The sequence below is a fragment of the Pantoea sp. genome (assembly GCF_028283705.1).
In the GTDB taxonomy this organism is placed as follows: Bacteria; Pseudomonadota; Gammaproteobacteria; order Enterobacterales; family Enterobacteriaceae; genus Pantoea.
Map to the genome: position 1 here is coordinate 101858 of NZ_JAPWKD010000025.1, position 19794 is coordinate 121651.

General features: G+C 56.4%; 21 protein-coding genes. 16 read left to right on the forward strand and 5 right to left on the reverse strand.

All coding sequences use genetic code 11. The features are described 5' to 3' along the window. Positions 1-480 precede the first annotated feature (480 nt). The 10 genes from PW844_RS21375 (at position 481) to PW844_RS21420 (ending at position 10274) form a co-directional block, all read left to right on the forward strand. Positions 481-1086, forward strand: coding sequence for a DsrE family protein (locus PW844_RS21375; protein ID WP_299456157.1), 606 nt, complete (start codon positions 481-483; stop codon positions 1084-1086). A 33-nt stretch (positions 1087-1119) separates the two neighbouring features. Continuing rightward, the gene (locus tag PW844_RS21380; RefSeq protein ID WP_299456159.1) at positions 1120-1728 is read left to right on the forward strand and encodes a DsrE family protein; all 609 of its coding nucleotides are present in this window, start codon (positions 1120-1122) and stop codon (positions 1726-1728) included. Positions 1729-1852: 124 nt separating this feature from the next. Further along, on the forward strand, positions 1853-2863 hold the full coding sequence (locus tag PW844_RS21385) for a LacI family DNA-binding transcriptional regulator (protein ID WP_299456161.1): 1011 nt from the start codon (positions 1853-1855) through the stop codon (positions 2861-2863). Next, positions 2860-3882, forward strand: a complete 1023-nt coding sequence (locus PW844_RS21390) for an ABC transporter substrate-binding protein (RefSeq protein WP_299456163.1) — start codon at positions 2860-2862, stop codon at positions 3880-3882. Before PW844_RS21385 ends, PW844_RS21390 begins: the two co-directional genes overlap by 4 nt. After that, the gene (locus PW844_RS21395; protein WP_299456164.1) at positions 3882-4748 is read left to right on the forward strand and encodes an ABC transporter permease; all 867 of its coding nucleotides are present in this window, start codon (positions 3882-3884) and stop codon (positions 4746-4748) included. Before PW844_RS21390 ends, PW844_RS21395 begins: the two co-directional genes overlap by 1 nt. Next, positions 4745-5557 (forward strand): ABC transporter permease, encoded by an 813-nt coding sequence (locus tag PW844_RS21400; protein WP_299456166.1) that lies wholly within the window; start codon positions 4745-4747, stop codon positions 5555-5557. The genes PW844_RS21395 and PW844_RS21400 overlap by 4 nt, the downstream gene beginning before the upstream one ends. Continuing rightward, entirely contained in the window at positions 5554-6543 is a 990-nt protein-coding gene (locus PW844_RS21405; RefSeq protein ID WP_299456167.1) for an ABC transporter ATP-binding protein, read from the forward strand. Before PW844_RS21400 ends, PW844_RS21405 begins: the two co-directional genes overlap by 4 nt. A 10-nt stretch (positions 6544-6553) precedes the next feature. Beyond that, positions 6554-7384 carry a phosphodiesterase gene (locus PW844_RS21410; RefSeq protein ID WP_299456168.1) on the forward strand — a complete coding sequence of 277 codons (831 nt, stop codon included), beginning with the start codon at positions 6554-6556 and terminating at the stop codon, positions 7382-7384. Between the two features lie 168 nt (positions 7385-7552). Next, the gene (locus tag PW844_RS21415) at positions 7553-9145 is read left to right on the forward strand and encodes a sensor domain-containing diguanylate cyclase (RefSeq protein ID WP_299456169.1); all 1593 of its coding nucleotides are present in this window, start codon (positions 7553-7555) and stop codon (positions 9143-9145) included. Between the two features lie 70 nt (positions 9146-9215). Next, positions 9216-10274 (forward strand): AI-2E family transporter, encoded by a 1059-nt coding sequence (locus PW844_RS21420; protein ID WP_299456171.1) that lies wholly within the window; start codon positions 9216-9218, stop codon positions 10272-10274. 33 nt (positions 10275-10307) lie between these two features. Here the strand turns inward: PW844_RS21420 and bcp are convergent, their stop codons facing one another. Beyond that, entirely contained in the window at positions 10308-10775 is a 468-nt protein-coding gene (gene bcp / locus PW844_RS21425; protein WP_299456173.1) for a thioredoxin-dependent thiol peroxidase, read from the reverse strand. A 145-nt stretch (positions 10776-10920) separates the two neighbouring features. Continuing rightward, positions 10921-11475, reverse strand: coding sequence for a glycine cleavage system transcriptional repressor (locus tag PW844_RS21430; protein ID WP_084876264.1), 555 nt, complete (start codon positions 11473-11475; stop codon positions 10921-10923). Positions 11476-11618: 143 nt separating this feature from the next. On the opposite strand from PW844_RS21430, the gene dapA reads away from it, so the two are divergent. The 6 genes from dapA (at position 11619) to ypfH (ending at position 18173) form a co-directional block, all read left to right on the forward strand. Next, on the forward strand, positions 11619-12497 hold the full coding sequence (gene dapA, locus PW844_RS21435; protein ID WP_084876263.1) for a 4-hydroxy-tetrahydrodipicolinate synthase: 879 nt from the start codon (positions 11619-11621) through the stop codon (positions 12495-12497). A gap of 14 nt (positions 12498-12511) precedes the next feature. Next, positions 12512-13543: an outer membrane protein assembly factor BamC gene (bamC, locus tag PW844_RS21440; RefSeq protein ID WP_299456178.1), complete on the forward strand. Its 1032-nt coding sequence runs from the start codon at positions 12512-12514 to the stop codon at positions 13541-13543. 144 nt (positions 13544-13687) lie between these two features. Then, complete coding sequence (purC, locus tag PW844_RS21445; protein WP_013510031.1) at positions 13688-14401, forward strand: phosphoribosylaminoimidazolesuccinocarboxamide synthase; 714 nt, start codon at positions 13688-13690, stop codon at positions 14399-14401. 157 nt (positions 14402-14558) lie between these two features. After that, positions 14559-15425, forward strand: a complete 867-nt coding sequence (locus PW844_RS21450; protein ID WP_299456181.1) for a neutral zinc metallopeptidase — start codon at positions 14559-14561, stop codon at positions 15423-15425. Continuing rightward, positions 15422-17401, forward strand: coding sequence for a GNAT family N-acetyltransferase (locus PW844_RS21455; protein ID WP_299456183.1), 1980 nt, complete (start codon positions 15422-15424; stop codon positions 17399-17401). Before PW844_RS21450 ends, PW844_RS21455 begins: the two co-directional genes overlap by 4 nt. Before the next feature lie 73 nt (positions 17402-17474). Further along, positions 17475-18173, forward strand: a complete 699-nt coding sequence (gene ypfH / locus PW844_RS21460) for an esterase (protein WP_299456185.1) — start codon at positions 17475-17477, stop codon at positions 18171-18173. A gap of 47 nt (positions 18174-18220) precedes the next feature. Here the strand turns inward: ypfH and PW844_RS21465 are convergent, their stop codons facing one another. From PW844_RS21465 to PW844_RS21475, 3 genes are all read right to left on the reverse strand, one after another. Further along, positions 18221-18409, reverse strand: coding sequence for a YpfN family protein (locus PW844_RS21465; protein ID WP_084876258.1), 189 nt, complete (start codon positions 18407-18409; stop codon positions 18221-18223). Between the two features lie 23 nt (positions 18410-18432). Beyond that, complete coding sequence (gene dapE, locus PW844_RS21470) at positions 18433-19560, reverse strand: succinyl-diaminopimelate desuccinylase (RefSeq protein ID WP_299456188.1); 1128 nt, start codon at positions 19558-19560, stop codon at positions 18433-18435. 1 nt (position 19561) lies between these two features. Next, the coding region (locus tag PW844_RS21475) for an ArsC/Spx/MgsR family protein (RefSeq protein WP_299456190.1) at positions 19562-19794 on the reverse strand (233 nt) is incomplete at its 5' end.

Consider the following 19794-nt stretch of genomic DNA (forward strand, 5'->3'; position numbering starts at 1 on the left):
GACGCATGGCGAAAAAAGTAGCAAAAATTTGAATAAGACAAATGCGCCATTTACAGCAGTGTTGCGCCTGGCTAAGCGTAAATTCAGGTAAAATTACTCAAAATTATTGAATCTGGCATGAATCTTTCCAGGTTTACTCTGAAAAGTAGGGCAAAGAATGTGCGGATGGCCTGATTTATCCATCGACATTATTAATCATGACGCAAAAGGTTAAGCAGGGAACTGCATAAAAGGATGGTCATATTTCCCATCATTGATAGTCATGACAATCGGTTTCCCCGGCAAAACTTCCGTCCAGCCATTTTTCAACCCGCCGTCTTTCCTTCATCAGCGTTGCTATTCAATGAGTCGCGCTAATTATTTTTCCTGCAATGAAACCGCGCACAGCCGTGAAAACCGGCGGCTTTAGGCGTTGTCCTGGTGTGGTATAGATAAAGCACATTGTTCAAACGGACTGCGACTACCTGCCGGAGAGTGCCTATGCGTTCTGTTGTCTCCTATGCCCTGATTGCGATCGTCGGTGGTTTTGTTGGTGCCGTTGCCAGTAAAAGTGATGACCTCTATCAGCGTGTCGTTAACCACTTTTCATCGCCACCGAGCGACCCGGAAGGGTTCTGGAGCACGCCGGGCATTAATGGCTACGGCAAAATCCATTACGAACCCGATGCGGCCTTTAAGCCGGTGGCCGGTCTAAGCAACAAGATTGTGTTTCAGCTCACCAAAAACGAAGGTGATATCGCCCGGCCAAACCTTGGGCTGGAACGTGTGGCCAGGGTGGTGAATCTGTATATCGCCTCGGGTGTCCCGGCGGAGCAACTGCACTTTGTGGTGTCAGTCACCGGTGATGCGACCCCGGCGATGCTGGATAACGCGCATTTCAAACAAGTTTATGGCACCGATAACCCCAATCTGCCGTTGATTGCAGAGCTGAATAAGCGAGGGGTGAAGGTGTCGGTATGCGATCAGTCGGTGGCGTTTCATCACTACCCAAATGACTGGATCGACAAATCGGTGATCCATGCGCTCTCCAGCCCGACCACGGTGTCGACGCTGCAAAATCAGGGCTATGCATGGCTACAAATGTAACGGGCTTTTTGATGATGGTTGAGGAGAAGTGAAATGCGTCCAGCAACATACATTGTAGTGGCAGCACTGGCCGGTTTTATCGGCGGAAATGTGCTTCAGCTTCCCGACCTTGTTGGTAAAGTCAGCGACAAGTTTGCGGATAAAAAAACCGAACCGGCTGATTTCTGGAGCACACCTGCCATCGACGGTTATGGCAAGATTCATTTTGTGAACACACCGGCGTTTAACCCTGGCAGCACGCCAGGCCTGAGCAACAAAATCGTCTTCCAGATTAACCGTAGCGAAGGGGATATTCGCCAGCCGAACCTCGGGCTGGAACGTGTGGCGCGCGTCACCAACCTTTATTACGCTGCCGGGGTGCCGCTTAACCAGCTGAACTTCGTGGTATCAATTAACAGCGATGCGGTGCCTGCTGCGCTGAACAACGAACAATTCCGCAAAGCTTATGGCGTCGATAATCCCAACCTGAAGTTGATCAGCGAGCTGGAAAAAGCCGGGGTGAAGGTGTCGATTTGCGATCAATCGGTGGCTTTCCATCAGCTGGAACGCGAATGGATTGATCCGATGGTCACGCACACGCTGTCCAGTGGCACCACCGTCGCCACGCTGCAAAACGAAGGTTATGCTTTCCTGATGTTGTAATTCCTCTGACAGCAGTCTTCGCTGCTGTCATCTTGTTGTCATCTCCGCGCGATGTGGCTGTCACAGTTCGCCATTAAGTTAAGCGCCAATGAGATCGATCTCATTGGTGACTAACGAGGCGAATATGTCCGATTTACTGAGTGTGGCAAAGCTGGCTGGCGTCTCGCGCGCGACAGCAGCGCGTGCCTTCTCTGATCCCCATCTGCTGCGGCCGGACACCTTGAATAAGGTGCTGGCGGCATCGGAACAACTGGGTTTTCGCCCCAACCACATTGCCCGCCAGTTACGCACGCAAAGCTCAACCACCCTCGGTGTGCTGCTGCCTTCGCTGCTCAACCCGATTTTCTCGCAACAGTTGCAGGCGATGGAGCGCGAAGCGCGTCAGGCCGGATTTGGCTTGCTGGTGGCGACCAGTGATTATCAACCGGATCGCGAAGCGGCGATTGTTGAACATATGCTACGCCAGCGGGTGGCGGGACTGGTGCTAACCGTGGCCGATGCAGACAACAGCGCGGTGCTGCATACCCTGCATGAGGCACAGATGCCGTTTGTGCTGGCGCATAACGTGCCGCAGCACAGCGACTGGCCTGCGGTTTGCGTCGATAACCGCCAGGCGATGCGTGAAGCCACCGACCATCTGCTGCAACTCGGGCACCGGCATATCGGCATGATTGCCGGTCCGATGCTGCAATCCGATCGCGCCCGTCTGCGTTATCGGGGCTACTGCGATGCCATGCAGCAGGCAGCCCTGCCGGTGATTGAAATGCCCAGCCACACCCATTCAGATTTCACGCTGCTGCAACCCTGGTTGCAGGGCGAGTCGGCGCTGACGGCGGTAATTTGCACCAATGATCTGCTGGCGATCAGCCTGATTGGTGACGCCCAGCGCGCCGGAGTACGCATTCCACAACAACTTTCAGTGATGGGATTTGATGGCATCGATATCGGTGAACAGATTGCCCCCTCACTGGCAAGCGTGGCGCAGCCTGGCGATCGGCTGGGTTCCTGCGCCATTGAGATGCTTTTACAACAAGCCAGCCGCGGCACACGCGTACTGGCACATCGACTGCGGCCAGGTGAAAGCGTGGCGGCACCGGTTTTTTCCTTTATTGCCAACACCAGGGAACCATCATGAAATTGCGTAAAAAAGTCAAAATCATTGCCGGGGCGCTGGCCCTGACGCTCGGTTCGCTACTCAGCGCACAGACGCAGGCGGCAGAAACCGCCATTTGCTACAACTGCCCACCGGAATGGGCTGACTGGGGCACGCAGCTCAAAGCTATCGCCAAAGACACCGGCATTCAGGTGCCGCAGGACAACAAAAACTCCGGCCAGGCGCTGGCGCAGATGGTGGCTGAACAGGCTAATCCGGTGGCGGATGTGGTGTATTACGGCGTCAGCTTTGGCATCCAGGCAGACAGCGCCGGAGTGATCGCCAGCTATAAACCCAAACACTGGGATGAAATCCCGGCAGGTATGAAAGATCCCAACGGTAAATGGGTCGCGCTGCATTCGGGCACCATGGGCTTTATGGTCAACGTGGATGCGCTCGGTGGAGCACCAATCCCGCAATCCTGGCATGACCTGCTGAAGCCGGAATACAAAGGCATGATTGGTTACCTCGATCCGGCCAGCGCCTTTGTTGGCTATGTGGCGGCAGTGGCGGTGAACCAGGCGCTGGGCGGCAACATGCACGACTTTACGCCGGGTCTGGACTGGTTCAAAAAATTGCAGGCGAATCAGCCGATTGTGCCGAAACAAACCGCCTATGCGCGTCTGCTCTCTGGCGAGATCCCGATTCTGCTTGATTACGACTTCAACGCTTATCGCGCCAAATATAAAGACCATGCCAACGTGGCCTTTGTTATCCCGAAAGAGGGCACAGTCACGGTGCCGTATGTCATCAGCCTGGTGAAGAACGCGCCGCATGAAGCTAACGGCAAGAAAGTGATCGATTACGTGCTGTCGGACAAAGGGCAGGCCATCTGGGCCAATGCTTTCCTGCGCCCGGTACGCACTTCCGCCATGTCGCCTGAAGCGAAGAAATACTTCCTGCCGGACAGCGATTACGCGCGCGCCAAAACTGTTGATTACCAGCAGATGGCCGATGCGCAGAAAGCCTTCTCTGCCCGTTATCTGAGTGAGATCCATTAATGTCGCAGTCCGACATCCTGGCGGCCTCGTGCCGCCAGACGCGTAAATGGTCGGGCAGCCGCTGGCTGTGGCTGACGCTGCCCGCGCTGTTGTTCTTCTGTGCATTCTGGTTGTTGCCGTTTGCCCGCTTGCTGCAAATTGGCATGCAGGCAGACCGCACCACCCAGCACAGCGGATACTGGACGGTGGTAAGCCAGCCGCAATATTTAGTCAGCCTGCTGAATACCGTGCTGTTGTCGCTGGCGGTGACGCTGGTGACGCTGTTAGTCGCCGCCAGTGTCGGCTGTTTTCTGGCGCGTCAGCGCTTTGCCGGTCGCGGCATTTTGCTGGCGTTGCTGACCTTCCCGCTGGCATTTCCCGGTGTAGTAGTGGGTTTTCTGGTGGTGATGCTGGCGGGCCGCCAGGGTTTGCTGGCACAGATCAGTATGAGTCTGGTGCATGAACGCTGGACGCTGGCCTATTCGCTGGTCGGATTGTTTATCGGTTATCTCTACTTTTCACTGCCACGTGCCATCGTCACGCTGGTGGCGGCCAGTGAAAAACTCGATCGTTCGCTGGAAGAAGCAGCGCGTTCGCTCGGTGCCAGTCAATGGCGCATTACCTGGGATGTGATCGTCCCCGGACTGCAACCGGCGCTACTCTCCACGGGTGCATTGTGCTTTGCCACCAGTATGGGGGCATTTGGCACCGCCTTTACGCTCGGCACTGATTTAGCGGTGTTGCCGCTGACCATTTATGGCGAGTTCACTAACTACGCCAACTTTGCCACCGCCGCAGCGTTGTCCGTGGTGATGGGGGGCGTCGCCTGGCTGGCGCTGATGCTGGCGCGCCGTCTGGCACATCGTTCAACGAAGGAGGCCGAATGACCCGTCGTGGACTCTTCACCCTGCAACTGCTGATCACCACGCTCACCGCGCTGTTTATGCTGGTGCCGGTGGTGCTGTCGATGCTGGCCGGGGTGACCAACAACTATTTTATTGGCCTGCGCAGCGGCCTGACGCTGAAGTGGGTGGAGCAGGTGTGGCAGATGTACGCCGACACCTTCTGGCTGTCGTTACTGATTGCGCTTTGCTGCCTGCTGGTCACGCTGGTGATTGGTGTGCCTGCCGCCTGGGGATTACTGAAAGCACCTCGCGGCTTTGCGGCACGCATTGAAGAATGCCTGATGCTGCCGGTGGCGCTGCCGGGTTTAGCCACCGCGCTCGGTATCATCCTGTTATATGGTCAGTTTTCCAGCCTGCGCGACAGCTGGCTGTTTATCCTAATCGGTCACGTACTCTTTACCCTGCCATTTATGATGCGCCCGGTGCTGGCGGTGATGCAGGCGGTGGATATGCCGCGTCTGGAAGAAGCCTCCGCCAGCCTCGGTGCCGGGTTCTGGCAGCGTTTCTTCACCGTGGTGGTGCCCAACTGCCGCAACGGCATTCTCGCCGGGGCGTTTATGGTCATCACTTTATCGGTGGGGGAGTTCAACATCACCTGGATGCTGCACACGCCGCTGACCAAAACCCTGCCAGTGGGCCTGGCCGATAGCTATGCCTCAATGCGGCTGGAAGTGGGCTCGGCCTATACCCTGATTTTTATCCTGATGATTCTGCCGTTGTTGCTGCTGCTGAATGCGCTCAATCAATGGCTTAACCGCGCAGTTGCGCGCCAACACAAGGAGCCGGCATGAACAACGCTGCCGTAACCGTGACGCTGCGTAACTGTTCGCGTCGCTTTCATCATCACCTGGCGCTGCATCCGCTGGATCTGACAGTCAATGCGGGTGAAACCCTGGTGCTGCTTGGTCCTTCGGGCTGCGGTAAAACCACCACGCTGCGCATTATCAGCGGGCTGGAAAGCTGCGATGTTGGTGGTGAAGTGTGGTTTGACGGGCGCAACGTCACCGATTTGCCGATTGAAAAACGCAATGTCGGCATGGTGTTCCAGAACTACGCGCTGTTTCCCAATCTGAACGTGGCCGACAACGTGGCTTACGGCCTGAAAGTGCAGGGCGTGCCGCGTGCGGAGCGTGAGGCGCGGGTTAAAGAGATGTTGGCGCTGGTGGACCTTAGCGCGCTGGCGCAACGCAGTATTGACAAACTTTCCGGCGGTCAGAAGCAACGCGTGGCGCTGGCCCGTGCGCTGGCGGCTCGCCCGAAAGTGCTGCTGTTTGACGAGCCGCTGGCGGCGCTGGATGCACGCCTGCGTGACCGTCTGCGTCTGGAGATCGGGACGCTGCTGAAGCAGCTGGCGATCACCGCGGTGTACGTCACTCACGATCAGCAGGAAGCGATGGCGCTGGGCGATCGGATTGCGGTGATGGAACACGGACGGCTGGTACAAATCGATACGCCGCAGCGCATTTATCAGCATCCGGCTTCGAAGTTTGTGGCCGATTTTGTCGGGGCGATTAACTGCGTTGATGTGGATACGCGTGGTAATCCCCAGCGTTTTTGCCGCCCGGAAGATGTGCTACTGGCCAGTGATAACCGTTATACGCGCCAGGGTTTTGTCGTCGCCAGTACCTTCCTTGGCGCGTCACAGCGGCTGATGATCGATATTGGTCTGGCCGCACCGATTCAGGTTGATCGTCATGCACGCGAAGCCTGGCATGCCGGGCAACCGGTAAGCTGGTCACTGGCGCAGGACGCCGCCCTCCAATTTTCTGCTTCCTGAGGAATAAAGATTGTCTGAAGTCATGACGCTGATTGCGCAAATCAGCGATTTACATATCAAGGCGCAGGGTCGCCTGTCGTATAAAAAAGTGGATACCCAGGCGGCATTGTTACGGGTGATTGATACGCTGAATCAGCTGCGCCCACGCCCGGATGTGGTGGTGATTACCGGTGATTTGGTCGATTTTGGCTTGCCGGAAGAGTATCAAACCCTGCGGCAGGCACTGAAGCAGCTGCAACTGCCTTATTTGCTGATGCCGGGTAACCATGACGACCGCCAGGCGCTACGCGCGGCCTTCCCGGAGCACACTTATCTGCAACGCGGGGAAACCCTCAACTGGCAAACCCGCGTTAACGGTGTGCAACTGCTGGCGCTGGATTCCAGCGTGCCGCAGCAGCCGTGGGGGTATGTTGATGAAGCGCAGCTACAGTGGCTGGATGCGCAACTGCAAAGCACACCCGACACGCCAACCCTGGTGATGCTGCATCATCCACCTTTTATCACCGGCATCGGCCATATGGATAAACAACCGCTGCGCAACCCGGACGCGCTGGCGGCGGTGATTCGCCAGCATTCCCAGGTGGAGCGGGTGCTCAGTGGTCATCTGCATCGTTCGATTCAGGCGCGTTTTGCTGGCACCCTGGCCTGTACGGCTCCGGGTGTATCGCATCAGGTGGCGTTTGATTTGTCCGCAAATGGCCCGGCCAACTTTGTGCTGGAACCGCCGGGTTTTCTGTTACATCGCTGGCATCCGCAGCAGGGAATGACGACGCATCTGTGTGCCATTGGTGATTATCCCGGACCGTTTCCATTCTACGATGCTAACGGCTTAATCGACTAATCAGCACCAGATATAAGTAAAAGAATTCGTGTGCCGACAGGATGCTTCGTGCTCAAATTGAGTTGCGGGTGTACAATCCTCTGTTACCTCACCAGGGTATGTACCACCAACAATAACAATACTGTCAGGCATTCGAATTATGAACAGACTCATCATGGTGGAACCACCATGTTAATGCGCATCCGGCCAAAAACCGATCTGCGCACGCTGATCACGCTGCTGGCCATCACCAGTATTGTTATCACGCTTGCTAACGCCCTGTATGCGACATGGCGCGTGCAACGTATGGTCCTGATTGAGAGCACCCTCGAAGCCAACCGCGCTTATGCCACCAAACTGGCCGCCACCACCGAAGTTTTCTTTCAGCTGGCACAATCCCAGCTGCACTACAGCGCGACCCAACTGGGCAAAGATTTCGACAATACCGAACTGGCGCAGCAGGAAGTGAATCGTCTGCGCGAGCAGACCAGCAGCTTCAACTCGGTGGCGGTGGTGAACACCGATGGCGTGGTGAAAGCCATTTCGCCGGAATCGCTGATGCTGAAAGGCATGAAACTCACCAGCCAGGCATCACGCGAAGCGCTGGCAAAACGTCAGCCAATGGTCAGCAAACCGACCCTTTCCGCCGCCAATAACCTGCTGGTGTTTGTCTCCTGGCCGATCTGGAGCAAAGAAGGTCGCTACCTGGGTTATGTCGGCGGCACTATTTATCTGAAGAAGAAAAGCATTCTGAACGAGCTACTGGGCGAGCAGTATTATCGTGATGGCACCCGAGTATACGTGCTGGATCGTAATAACCAGGTGCTGTATCACCAGAACAGCCAGCTGATTGGTAAAAGTGTGCCGGGCATCATCAGCGAGAGCCAGCGTCAGGAGCAAACCAATGGTTCGCTGCAATTGACGGAGGAAGGAACGGCGAAACTTGCCGGTTACGCCATTGTGCCGACCACCGGCTGGATGGTGGTGGCGCTGAAGCCTACCGATGTCACCCTGGCTCCGCTCTCCGGATTGCTGTTAAAAGTATTGAAAAACTCGGTGCCCTTTGCCTTGTTAACGCTGCTGGTGGCGGTGATTCTGGCGCGTTTGATCGCGCTGCCATTGTGGCAGCTGGCGCGTAAGGCCAGCCAGATGGATACGCAAAGTGTGTCAGGTGAGATTGGCGGCATTCGTGCCTGGTACTTTGAAGCCGCGCAGGTCAAACGCGCGATGCTGACCGGTATCAGCCTGGTACAGGACAAAATTGGCCGGTTGAAGTCCGAAGTTCAGACCGATCCACTGACCAGTCTGCTTAACCGGCGCGGCCTGAGCGCGGTGCTGGATTATTTCAATGCCATGCGCCAGCCGTTTGCCGTGCTGGCGCTGGATATCGACCACTTTAAACGCGTGAATGATAACTTCGGTCACGATGTGGGTGACGAAGTGATCAAAAAAATCGCCCAGGCCCTGAGCCACAGCGCGCGCGCAACAGACGTGGTGTGCCGCAACGGCGGCGAAGAGTTTCTGATGCTGCTGCCAGGCACCACTGCCGAAGAAGCGCGAATTATTGCCGAGCGGTTACGCAACAATATTGCTGACAGCAGGATCGAAACGGTCGGTAACATCACCATTTCTGTCGGCATAGCCCTGTGGCAGCCGGAAAATGGCACCCAGGAGCAGAGCCTGAAACAGGCCGATGCAGCCTTGTATCAGGCGAAGAATGCCGGACGTAACTGCGTGATGATTGTCGGGCAGGATGCGCTGGTCAGCAGTATCACCCGTTAAACAGCAGTCTGTTCATCAGCCGGAATTTCAGTACAATCGTCATCCCGTTTGACCTCAGGCAACGAAAGTTATGCTGGCTCTGCTTATTCAATGGTACAGACGTCGTTTCAGTGATCCCGAGGCGATTGGCCTGGTGGTGATTCTGCTGGCGGCGTTCTGCATCCTGTTCTTCTTCAGTGGCCTGCTGGCCCCGCTGCTGGTGGCCGTGGTACTGGCTTACCTGCTGGAGTGGCCCACTGTGCGCCTGCAACGGGTCGGCTGTAGCCGCACCTGGGCTACCAGCATTGTGCTGGTGCTGTTCGGTAGCATCGTGCTGGTGATGGGATTGATTGTCGTGCCAGTGGCGTGGCAGCAAAGTATCAACCTGACCCACGACCTCCCCAACATGCTGAACAAACTCTACCAGTTTGCCGCTGGGCTGCCGAAACGTTACCCGGCGCTGGTGGATGCTGGCATCATCGATATCGTCGTCGAGAACCTGCGTAGCCGTCTTACCGGGCTGGGTGATTCGCTGGTGAAATATTCGCTGGCGTCGCTGGTCGGGTTGATGACACTGATGATTTATCTGGTGCTGGTGCCGCTGATGGTGTTTTTCCTGCTGAAAGACAAAGAGCAGATGCTCAATGCGGTACGTCGCGTATTACCACGTAATCGTGGTCTGGCGGGCGTCGTGTGGCAGGAGATGAATCAGCAAATCACCAACTACATTCGCGGCAAAGTACTGGAAATGCTGGCGGTGGGCGTGGTGAGTTGGCTGGCATTTTTGTTGCTCGGCCTTAATTACGCGTTGCTGCTGGCCGTGCTGGTGGGGATTTCCGTGTTGATCCCCTATATCGGGGCGATGCTGGTGACCATTCCGGTGATTGGCGTCGGCCTGTTCCAGTGGGGACTGGGCAGCGATTTCTGGACCATGTTTGTGGTGTATCTGGTGGTTCAGGGTCTGGATGGCAACATACTGGTCCCGATTCTGTTCTCCGAGGCGGTCAACCTGCATCCGCTGGTAATCATTTTATCGGTGGTGATTTTCGGTGGGTTGTGGGGCTTCTGGGGAGTGTTCTTTGCCATCCCACTGGCGACATTAATCAAAGCCGTGGTTCGCGCCTGGCCGGAAGAGACGATCGTAAGCTAAATAAAACGGGTGCGCATGGCGCACCCGTGAGTATCAGGCTGATTGCAGGTAATCCAGCACAACGTCGTGGTGGTTCGACGTTTTGAAGTCGTCAAACACCTTCTCCACCGTGCCTTCACCATCAATCAGGAAGCTGATGCGGTGGATGCCGTCATAGGTTTTCCCCATAAAGGATTTCTCCCCCCAGACGCCAAACTGCTCGCACACCTGATGATCTTCATCAGACAGCAGCGTGAAGTTCAGCATCTCTTTTTCGGCAAAACGTGACAGCTTTTCTGGTTTGTCAGTGCTGATGCCCAGCACTTCTACGCCGACTTTTTTCAGATCATCCATGTTGTCGCGCAGACCACAGGCCTGAACGGTGCAACCTGGGGTCATGGCTTTCGGATAGAAATAGACCAGAACGCGCTGTCCCTGGAAGTCGGCCAAATTTACTTGTTCGCCATCCTGATCGGGCAAGCTAAATTTCGGTGCGGTATCACCGGCTTTCAGTGGATTCATCACAACTCTCCATTTTTTTCTTTCATGCTGTGGGTAATACACCATCAGGACCAAAAGTGCCAGGTGGAGTTTACCGTCAGGGTTATTTCCGCACACTGTTTACCCGTTTGGGCAGAGTGTGTGACGAAATAACCCGGAGGCCTGATCAGTGCCCGGCAGGGGTGCTGGCAGCGCTGTACAGACGAATCGTACCCTGGGCGTGCAGTTCCTGACAGAGTTGATTAAACGCCGGTTCGATGCTGGCACCTTCAACGCTGTGCGCGGTCATCTGAATATACAGCGTGGGTGGCACGCCATCCTGCGCGGGTTGAATACGCGAAACCAGCTCGGCGATATTCATCTGATGCTTATCAAACAAATCGGTGAAGCGCTCAATGATATGCGGTGAATCCGGTACTTCCACCTGCACCCAGACGGTGGCGGGCATCGGCGGGGTGATGCGCGCATTGGTGCGCTTCATCACAATCAGCAATTCCAGCTCCGCGCCTTTCATCGGCAGAGTGGATTCAATCAGGGTGATGGCATTCCAGCTTCCGGAGAGCAGCATAATAAAGGTGAATTCATCACCGAGCATCGCCAGACGGCTGTCTTCGATATTGCAGCCGCAGCTGCTGACATGGCGGGTGATGGTATTCACGATACCGGGACGATCAACGCCCAACGCGGTGATCACCAGGTGGTGAGGCTGTGGCTGCGACAAAATGACATTTCCTGTGTGTTCGCTAATAACCATAAGGTAAACATAAAAAAAACTGCTGACAAGCGCTTGAATGGCGTGGCTCGCTTGCTTTTCCCTTGGCGTAAAACGTACCATGAGGCACTTGTATGTCGAGGGGATCGCCCATGTTCACCGGAAGTATTGTTGCGCTCGTTACGCCAATGAATGACAAAGGTAATGTCTGCCGCGCGAGTTTGAAAAAACTGATTGATTATCATGTCGCCAGCGGCACCGCGGCGATTGTTTCTGTTGGCACCACCGGCGAATCTGCCACCCTCAGCCATGAAGAACATGGCGAAGTGGTGATGATGACCCTCGAACTGGCCGATGGCCGCATCCCGGTGATTGCCGGAACCGGCGCGAATGCGACCGCCGAAGGGATTTCCCTCACTAAACGCTTCACCGGCACCGGTGTGGTAGGCTGCTTGACGGTGACGCCTTACTATAACCGTCCGACCCAGGAAGGCCTGTTCCAGCATTTCAAAGCGATTGCGGAAAGTACCGATCTGCCGCAGATGCTGTACAACGTCCCTTCCCGTACCGGTTGCGACATGCTGCCGGAGACAGTTGCTCGTCTGGCCGAAATCAAAAATATTATCGGAATCAAAGAGGCAACCGGGAACTTATCGCGGGTTAGTCAGATCCAAGAGCTGGTTGATGATGAATTCATTCTGGTGAGTGGCGATGACGGCACTGCACTGGACTTCATGCAACTGGGCGGCAAAGGCGTTATTTCGGTCACGGCCAACATTGCGGCACGTGAAATGGTTGAACTGTGCGCGCTGGCGCAGCAGGGCAACTTTGCCGAAGCGCGTCGCCTGAATCAGCGTCTGATGCACCTGCACCAGACGCTTTTCTGTGAACCCAATCCTATCCCGGTGAAATGGGCCGCGAAACAACTAGGATTAATCGCGGATGACACGCTGCGTTTGCCAATGACGCCGCTGACCGAAGCCGGTCAGGCCAAAACGGCGCAGGCATTGATCAAAGCGGGTCTGCGATAATTTAGGGAGAATCAATGAGTTATTCAGTTAAGCGCTCGACGCTGGCAACGGTGGTGGGCCTTTCCACCCTGATGCTGCTGTCAGCTTGTTCCAGCGATCAGCGTTATAAGCGCCAGGTCAGCGGTGATGAATCTTACCTGCAGGCGCCTGAACTGCATGATTTAAAAGCCCCGGCGGGGATGATTCTGCCTCTGCAGAATGGTGATTACGACGTGCCGCACGCGGTTGCCAAAGGCGCAGTGGGTAAAGAGCTGGATATTCGTCCGCCTGCCCAGCCGCTGGCACTGATGAACGGTACACGTGCCCAGTTCACCGGCAATACCGGCGTGCTGGCCGTGGAAAGCAGCCGTGGTTCCATCTGGCCGCAGGTGGTCAACGTGGTGCAATCGTACAAATTCCCGATTGCCCAGCGTGATGATGCCGGACAACAGCTGACCACCGATTGGGTGCAGTGGAACCGTGCGGATGAAGACAATCAGTATCGTGGTCGTTACCAGGTCAGCGTTCAGAACCAGAGCTATCAGCAAGTGCTGACGGTGCGTTTGCTGGAACTGCAACAGTCAGGCAAGACCGTGACTGCACCGGTACAAATCCAGCGCTACACCGCACAGATGCTGAACGACATCAGCACCGGTATGGATAAGATCGATACTGCCAGCCAGGATGCCGCAGCCGGTCGTGGTGTTGGACAGATTGCTGTCCAGAGCGGTGCCGATGACACTGGTCTGCCGCTGTTGATTCTGCGTTCACCGTTCAACCTCACCTGGCAGCGTCTGCCAGCTGCACTGAAACGCGCAGGTATGGAAGTGACCGACAGCAACCGCTCGCAGGGTAGCCTGAACGTCACCTACAAACAGCCGGGTAGCGGCGCGTGGGATGATATCGGTGCCAAAGATCCGGGCTTACCGAACGGCGATTACAAATTGCAGGTCGGCGATCTCGATAACCGCAGCAGTCTGCAGTTCATCGATCCTAAAGGTCACGTGCTGACTCAGTCGCAGAATGATGCGCTGGTGGCGGTGATGCAGGGCGCACTGAACAAATAAATTGCCTCAGGCCGGAGATTATCCGGCCTTTTTTTTGAGATTTTGGCATAATAGCGCCCGGCGAGGTAAACGATTGCGTATTGCCGCCGTGCAGTGGGTAACCGCGGCACGAACACGGGTTCTTTCATGTTTGGAGTTAACAAGATGCAAAAGCGAGCTGAGTTGTATCGCGGTAAAGCGAAAACCGTATACAGCACCGACAATCCGGATCTGCTGGTACTTGAATTCCGCAACGATACGTCAGCAGGAGACGGTGCACGAATCGAGCAGTTTGATCGCAAAGGGATGGTGAATAACAAGTTCAACCATTTCATCATGACCAAATTGCAGGAAGCGGGCATTCCGACCCAGATGGAAGCGCTGCTGTCGGATAACGAAGCGCTGGTGAAAAAGCTGGAGATGGTGCCGGTGGAGTGCGTGGTGCGCAACCGTGCGGCAGGATCGCTGGTAAAACGTCTGGGTGTGGAAGAGGGCATGCTGCTCAATCCACCGCTGTTTGATCTCTTCCTGAAAGATGACGCCAAACACGACCCGATGGTGAACGAATCCTACTGCGAAACCTTTGGCTGGGTGAGTAAAGAGAATCTGGCGCGTATGCGTGAACTGACCTACAAAGCCAACGACGTGCTGAGCAAAATGTTTGATGACGCCGGTCTGATTCTGGTGGACTTCAAGCTGGAGTTTGGTCTGTTCAAAGGTGAAGTGGTGTTGGGCGATGAGTTCTCGCCAGACGGCGCACGTCTGTGGGACAAAGAAACCATGGACAAAATGGACAAAGACCGTTTCCGTCAGAGCCTCGGTGGCCTGATCGAAGCCTATGAAGAAGTGGCGCACCGACTGGGTGTGAAACTGGATTAATTTGTAGCCATATTATGTAGCGGCGCGATTTATCGCGCCGTTTTTTTATCTGCCACGTTCAAAAGCGCGCGATAAATCGCGCCGCTACAGGCTGGTGCTTCCTGCTGCTGCCATCTAAAATCATGCAAAGTTAATTTGATGAACACAGGAGCACGCCATGCGCTGGCAGGGACGTCGCGAAAGCGACAATGTGGAAGATCGACGTGACCAGTCGCCAGGCGGTTACGAGGGGCGACAAATACGTCTGCCGCGTGGTAAAGGCGGTATCATCCTATTAATCATCGTCGCAGTGGCCGGTTATTACGGCTATGACCTGACGGCGCTGATCGAAGGCGGCGGCAACCTCACTCCCACCACCCAGCAGCAGCAACGCGCCAACCCGGCGCAGGATGAAGCGGCAAAATTCACCTCGGTCATTCTTGCCACCACCGAAGATACCTGGAGCAAGCTGTTCCAGCAAATGGGCAAACAGTACGTGCCGCCCAAACTGGTGATGTATCGTGGTGCCACCCGCACCGGTTGTGGTACTGGCCAGTCGGTGATGGGGCCGTTCTACTGTCCGGCGGATCAAACTGTGTATATCGACCTGTCATTTTACGATGAGATGAAAACCAAACTCGGCGCGGGTGGTGACTTTGCCCAGGGCTACGTGATCGCCCACGAAGTCGGCCATCATGTACAGAAACTGCTGGGTATCGAACCGAAAGTGCGTCAGATGCAGCAGGGTGCCAGCCAGACGCAGGTCAATCAGTTATCGGTGAAAATGGAGCTTCAGGCGGACTGCTTTGCCGGTGTCTGGGGCCATTATATGCAGCAGCAAAATATCCTCGAAGTCGGCGATTTGCAGGAAGCACTGAATGCCGCTGAGGCGATTGGTGATGACCGCCTGCAACAAAAAAGTCAGGGACGGGTGGTGCCGGACAGCTTTACCCACGGCACCTCGCAGCAGCGTTATACCTGGTTTAAACGCGGTTACGACAGCGGTAATCCCGGGCAATGCAACACCTTCGCCACTAACGGATGAATTTGCCTGACATCAGCATGGCGATGCAGCGGGCAGGTATTCGCCGTTTGTGCGTGATAAGCGGCAGCAGCGAGTGGGCGCAGCAGCAGGCTAGCGTCTGGCGGGCGGCATTACCCGGAGACTGGCTGACCATTAGCGAACTAAACGACCTCGCTGCGTCCTTTCATCCGCCAGCAGCCCTGCGCACCCTGCTGGGTCGCGAATTTCATCACGCCATTTTCGATGCTCGCCACGGTTTCCATGCGGAAGCTTTTGCCGCACTGGCGGGTACGTTGACCGCCGGAAGCTGGTTGCTGCTGCTGACACCACCCTGGCAGGAATGGGCCACCCGGCCTGATGCTGATAGCCTGCGCTGGGCAGACGTCAGCCAGCCGATTGCCACGCCACATTTCACCCGTCAGTTGCAACAGCAGATACTGTCGGATGCGCAAATTATGTTGCTGCGCGAAGGTCTGCCGGCGCGAGAACCGGCTGCGGCCGCGTTCCCTGACTGGCATTGCCAGGCACCGCAGCAGCAACAGCGCATCCTGCAACAACTGCTCACCCTGCCTGCGGGCGTGGCGGTCATCACCGCTGCGCGCGGGCGCGGTAAGTCAGCGCTGGCCGGGATGCTGGCGCAGCAGGATGGTCATTGCCTCGTCACTGCCCCGGCTAAAGTCTCCACCGACGTGCTGGCGCAGTTCGCCGCGGAACATTTCCACTTTATCGCTCCGGATGCGTTGCTGGCACAGGAGCCGCCACCAGACGCCTCATGGCTGATTATCGACGAAGCCGCGGCCATCCCCGCACCGCTGCTGTCACAGCTGGTGGCGCGTTTTCCTCGCGTGTTGCTGACCACCACCGTGCAGGGCTATGAAGGCACCGGGCGCGGGTTTATGCTGCGCTTCTGCGCCTCATTGCCGGATGTACGCTATTTCACGCTGGATGAGCCACTCCGCTGGTCGCCCCGGGATCCGCTGGAAACCTGGCTGAGCCACGCGTTGTTATTTGAGGATGCGCAGGAGAGTGAGGCTCCAGCTGAGTTGACGCTGTTTCCAGCGACGCCAGAGCTTCATCCTGACGCATTGGCGGCGGGTTATCGTCTGCTGTCCAGTGCACATTATCGCACCACGCCGCTCGATTTACGGCGCATGCTGGATGCGCCGGGGATGTGTTTCTGGCTGGCCGGGACACCTGACAACGTGCAGGGAGCACTGTGGCTGGTGGAGGAGGGAGGACTGGATGCTGCGCTTGCCTGGGCGGTATGGGCCGGGGGGCGTCGTCCGCGTGGCAACCTGGTGGCACAGTCGCTGGCGGCTCATGCGGGCTTTCCTGAGGCTGCCACGCTGCGTTCACAGCGTATCAGCCGTATTGCGGTAATGGCCGCCATGCGACAACGTGGCGTTGGTAGCGCGCTGGTGGCGGCTGCGCGCCAGCAGGCTCAGGGCAGCGATTATATCTCGGTCAGTTTTGGTTATACGGAAACCTTGTGGCGCTTCTGGCAGCGCTGTGGTTTCACTCTGGTGCGCATCGGTTCCCAGCGCGAAGCCAGCAGTGGCTGCTATGCCGCGATGGCGATGCTGGCGCTGACGCCCGCAGCACAGACGTTGCAGCAGCAGGCGACACGGCGTCTGGCGCGTGACTGGCGCTGGCTGCAACAGTTAATTGCGCTGGATTTACCGCTGTTGGCGGATGATGAGCAGCAGATTGATGAGGATGACCTGGCGTTGCTGGCCGGTTTTGCCTGGGCGCAACGCCCCTGGGAGGCAAGCTATGCCGCGTTACAGCGTCTGATACGCCAGACCCCGCTGCATCAGCCGTTGTTACACGCCATACTTATACAAAAACAAGCGCTGAGTGAAGTGGCCCGTCAGGGCGGGATCAACGGACGTAAGGCATTGATGGTAAAGCTGCGTGCCGAGGTGGCTCAGGCGCTGCAACAGCGGGACGCCAGCATGGCCGCAAGCTGGCAACAGCGGCTCGCTTCGTTGCAATAAATCCATTATCTCGTTCAAATTTTCCCAATATCACTCGCCAGGCAGTGGCGTATAGTGATGTCAGGAGGATGTTATGGCACTACATTATGTAATTGTTCAGCAACCGAGCACCGATCCCGCCCAGCTGTTTCTGCTGTACCACGGCGTGAACGATAACCCGGATTCGATGGCGCAAATCGGTAGCTGGTTTGCCCGTGCTTTCCCGGAAGCGCAGGTGGTGGCGGTTGGTGCGCCTTTGCCCGGCAGCGTTCCCCAGGGGCGTAAATGGTTTGCTGAAATTCCGGCGCACGATCGTTCGGAGCAACAGGGCGTCAACGCGGCGATGCCGGAGTTTGTTGAGTCGGTACGTCACTGGCAACAGCAGAGTGGGGTGCGGCCTGAAGCGACGGCGCTGATTGGCTTCTCGCAGGGTAGCACCATGGTGCTGGAAGGTGTGAAAGCGCAGCCTGATCTGGCCGGGCGCGTGGTGGCTTTCAGCGGGCGTTACGCGACGCTGCCGGAGCGCGCCAGTACCCGTACCACCATCCATCTGATTCATGGCGAATATGATGATCAGATCCCGATGCAGCATGCAGAAGAAGCCGCGCAGCGCTTAACCGCACTAGGTGGCGATGTGACACTGGATATTGTTGAGGATTTGCCACATGCCATTGACCATCGCAGCATGGAACTGGCGCTGAACCATCTGCGCTATACCGTTCCAAAGCGTTATTTTGACGAGGCGCTGAGCGGTGCCAAACCTGGCGATGACGATGTGGTGATGCTGGTTTAGATGAAAAACGGCGCGATTGATCGCGCCGTTAATGTTACGAAGGGCCGTTATTTTTTCTTCGGCCAGTCGTCGTCATCGTCCCACTTGTCGTTGAAGTCGCGATGCGGCGGCAGATCCGGTTTGTTATCCATGAATTTTTTATGATCGATACGTTTCAGGTCTTTATAAACGTTCATCAAAATACCGACCATCAGCAGGATCACCAGGATCCACCAATATTCTTTTAACCATTCCATTTGCCTGCTCCTTATGCGTGCTCTCAGGCGATCAGCTGTTCCATGATGCGCTGATACATGCGGCTCAACATCTGCAAATCTGACGCCTTCACGCACTCATTGATTTTATGAATGGTGGCATTCACCGGACCGAGTTCTACCACCTGTGCTCCCATACGGGCGATGAAACGTCCGTCAGAGGTGCCGCCGGTCGTTAACAGCTGCGGCCTGATTTCATTATAGTGCGCTACAGCGTTCACTACGGCATCCACCAGTTTACCGCGCGACGTCAGGAACGGCTGGCCGGAAAGTTTCCACTCCAGCGTGTAGTGCAACTGGTAGCGATCGAGCAGGGCGGCAACGCGCTCGCGGATCATTTGATCGGTCAGTTCGGTGCTGAAACGGAAATTGAATTGTACGAAAAACTCGCCCGGAATGACGTTGTTGCTGCCGGTACCCGCCTGCACGTTGGCAATTTGCATGCTGGTGGGTGGGAAGAATTCGTTACCCTGATCCCACTCGGTAGCGACCAGTTCATTTAACGCGGGCATGGCGCGATGCACCGGGTTATCCGCCAGATGCGGGTAAGCAACATGGCCCTGCACGCCGTGAATGGTTAGATTGGCGGTGATCGAGCCGCGACGGCCATTTTTCACCACATCACCCACCACTTCGGTGCTGGAAGGCTCGCCCACCAGGCAGTAATCCATCCGCTCATGACGCGCCATTAGTCGCTCAACCACTTTTACCGTGCCGTTAGCGGCGCTGGCTTCTTCGTCTGAGGTAATCAGAAAGGCGAGGCGGCCCTTGTGATTCGGGTGCGCGGCGACGAAACGTTCTGCGGCGACCACCATCGCGGCCAGTGAGCCTTTCATATCGGCAGCACCACGGCCAAACAGCATGCCATCGCGGATGGTGGGTTCGAAGGGCGGATTGATCCAGCGGTTGGCGTCCCCGGGTGGCACCACGTCGGTGTGTCCGGCAAACGCCAGGGTTTCGCCCTGGCCACGCGTGGCCCAGAAATTCAGGGTATCTTCAATGTGCATCGGTTCCACGGTGAAGCCAATCGCTTCCAGTCGGGCAATCAGCAGCGCCTGACAACCTGCATCATCCGGACTGAGGGAAGGACGACGAATCAGCTGCTGAGCCAGCTCAATAACCGGACAGAACATGTTATGACTTCTCCTGGATAAACGCGTGATAAAGGGATTCATTAAAGCCGACCAGCAGGTCACCATTGGTCGCTGCCAGCACCGGGCGTTTAATCACGGCGGGCTGTGCCAGCATGATGGCTTTGGCGCTGTTGGCATCCTGCACCGCTGCGCGTTCCGCTTCCGGCAGTTTACGCCAGGTGGTGCCACGGGTGTTGAGCAGCGGCTCATAGCCGAGCTGGTCAATAAATGACT